Genomic DNA, 1,879 nt, shown 5'->3' with positions numbered 1-1,879 from the left:
GGCGGGGATGGCCCACGCAGCTCGTCAGGCTTGATATCTGCGTGGACCATCCCCGCCCCCCAAGCCCGCTGTGGGCACGGAGCTGCATCTCTTGCGGTGGGGATGGGTGAAAATGCGCCCTGTCGGCGCGCGACGCGTGGTTACACCGCTCCGGGCTCGCGTCTTCGGCGTGGGGAGCGCCTAGCCCAACTGCGGTGTTTGTGGTTTCAGTAGGCCAGGTTTACGTGGGCTCGGTTGTGGGTTTCTTGTTCGATCAGGTCTACGACGCCGATGGCGTAGTCGGCGCCGGAGATGGAGCCGCCGTCTTCGGGCTGGACGGCGATTTCGTTGCCCAGGCGGTACTTGCCCAGGCGCTCGCCCGGGGCGTATGAGCCGAAGTTGGCTGCGGGGCTCACGAAGACCCAGTTCAGGGTTTCCGGGGTGGCAGGGAGGTCGTCGGTGATCAGGGCGGCGCCGGCGAGGATCTCGGCGTGGAATTCGGCCGGGGCGTGGCTGAGGTCCTCTTTGAAACGAGGCGCGCCGGGTGCCGGACGCAGGGACGAGAAGCCGCCGACAACGAAAAGGCGAGCCCCCGCGGCGTCGGCGAGGCGGGCAACCGTGCGATACACGTCGCGGAACGAGTCGGCGAGCGGACCACGGGGTGCGAGTGCGGCCACCACGACGTCGGCGCCGGAGATGACCGATGACAGGGCCGCTTCCTCCGTGGCATCGCCCTGGACGTAGTTCACGCCTGCGACTGCGTCGGCGGGGAGCGAGCGGCTGAACGCAGTGACCTCATGACCACGTGCGGCGGCCTCAGCGACGATGGCCGATCCGGCGTAGCCGGTGCCACCGATGACGACAATGCGGGACATGAAGTGCCTTCCTTCTCGGTGTTGGGGTCGCATGGTTACCGTAGGAGAGCAGATCTCCATCGGGAAGTAGGCACCTCTTGGTAACCACTCAGGCAGCCCCGGCACTCGACGGCGACCCGTACAGCGCCAACTGCGCGACCCGCCGCATCCTCGACCGCATCGGCGACCGCTGGACCGTCCTGATCGTCGGCGTCCTGGGCGAAGGCGACGCCCGTTTCTCAGAGCTCGGCCGCCGCATCGAAGGCGTCTCTCAGAAGATGCTGACCCAGACCCTCCGCGGCCTGGAACGCGACGGCCTGGTGCGCCGCACGGTCTACCCGGAGGTGCCAGTCCGGGTCGAATACGCCCTCACCGACGCGGGGCGGACCCTGCTGGAACCACTCCGAGCCCTCCAGAAATGGGCAATCGAACACCTCCCAGACATATCGGCATCCCAAACGGCCTACGACAACCCCGAATAACCGCCCAGCCGCCCGCGCCCCTGCGCCGCGCTGACGGTCGCGCTGACTTGGGCCGCGCTGACGGGGCCGGTCGCTGACTGGGGTCGGGCTGAAGGGGTCGGGCGGACGGGGCCGCGGTAACGGGGTTGGGGTGACGGGTCCCGCTGCCTTTGAGCCGCGGTGACGGGGTGGGGCGACGGGGTCGCGCTAACTGGGGTCGGGCTGAAAGGAGTCGGGCGGACGGGGCCGGGCTGACGGGTCGCGGTGACTGGGCCGGGCTGACTTGGGCCGCGCGGATTTGCGTTGCGTTGACTCGGGCCGCGCCGACTGAGGTCGGGTTGACGGGGGCGGCGTTGGCGGGGTCGCGCTGACTGGAATCGCGCTGACCCGTGCCGCGCTGGCCCGGATGGCGCTGCCTGGGTCGCGCTGAGCTGGAGCGTGCCGACCCGTCGCAGAGGTCAGCCGGCCGACCGCGTCCGGCCGGCCGCCCGTCCGTCTGTCCGGCCGGCCGGGCGGAGCGGTGTCCGCACACTGCTCATCTGGCTGGTCGCTCGACCCGCAGGCATGGCAAATGCCGGACCAAAA

The 1,879-nt window shown here is 69.7% G+C and carries 2 protein-coding genes; one reads left to right on the top strand and one right to left on the bottom strand.

The window, feature by feature from the left end; genetic code table 11:
- Positions 1-206: 206 nt before the first annotated feature.
- The gene (locus AB0C29_RS46280) at positions 207-854 is read right to left on the bottom strand and encodes an NAD(P)H-binding protein (protein ID WP_360834451.1); all 648 of its coding nucleotides are present in this window, start codon (positions 852-854) and stop codon (positions 207-209) included.
- 77 nt (positions 855-931) lie between these two features.
- On the opposite strand from AB0C29_RS46280, the gene AB0C29_RS46275 reads away from it, so the two are divergent.
- Positions 932-1,315: a helix-turn-helix domain-containing protein gene (locus tag AB0C29_RS46275; protein WP_360834449.1), complete on the top strand. Its 384-nt coding sequence runs from the start codon at positions 932-934 to the stop codon at positions 1,313-1,315.
- The last annotated feature ends 564 nt before the right edge of the window (positions 1,316-1,879 follow it).

The organism is Actinoplanes sp. NPDC048791 (assembly GCF_040650095.1).
Classification (GTDB): Bacteria; Actinomycetota; Actinomycetes; order Mycobacteriales; family Micromonosporaceae; genus Actinoplanes.
The sequence above is the reverse complement of the archived record's forward strand: the minus strand, read 5'-3'. Positions and strand labels throughout refer to the sequence as shown.